This window comes from Streptosporangium heterodermiicola (assembly GCF_051390675.1).
GTDB lineage: Bacteria > Actinomycetota > Actinomycetes > Streptosporangiales > Streptosporangiaceae > Streptosporangium.
On record NZ_JBPJSR010000091.1, the window covers coordinates 1 to 623 of the forward strand.

At 68.7% G+C, this 623-nt stretch carries 1 protein-coding gene; it reads left to right on the forward strand.

The window, feature by feature from the left end:
* Nucleotides 1-15: 15 nt before the first annotated feature.
* A partial coding sequence (locus tag ACSC1Q_RS43020) for an ATP-binding cassette domain-containing protein (RefSeq protein ID WP_436764516.1) occupies nt 16-623 on the forward strand: 608 nt, incomplete at its 3' end.

Genomic DNA, 623 nt, shown 5'->3' on the forward strand with positions numbered 1-623 from the left:
GCCGGGAAGTCCACTTTGATCAAGACCTTGGCGGGCGCTCACCAGCCCGACGAGGGGACGATCACGCTGAACGGTGAGGAGGTGCGGCTGTCGAGCCCGATCGCGGCGATCCGGCTCGGGATCTCCACGATCTATCAGGAGCTGGACCTGGTGGACGGGTTGAGTGTGGCCGAGAACGTGTTCTTGGGTCATGAGCCGTCGCGGATGGGGTTCGTGGGCCGGGGGGAGGCGGCGCGGGCGACGCGGGAGTTGCTGGCGCGGCTGGGGCACGCGGAGATCCGCCCGTCGGTGGAGGTGGGCCGGTTGTCTCCGGCGGCCAAGCAGGTGGTGAGCATGGCGCGGGCGTTGTCGCACGACACCCGGTTGATCATCATGGACGAGCCGTCTGCGGCGCTGGCCCATGACGAGGTGGGCAACCTGTTCCGGATCATCCGGGAGCTGACCGCGCAGGGGGTGGCGGTGGTCTACATCTCGCATCGGCTGGAGGAGATCCGCGAGATCGGGGACCGGGTCACGGTGCTCAAGGACGGCCGTACGGTCGCGGTGGGTCTGCCGGCCAAGGAGACGCCGACCTCGCGGGTGGTGTCGCTGATGACCGGCCGCAACGTCGAGTACGTCTTCCC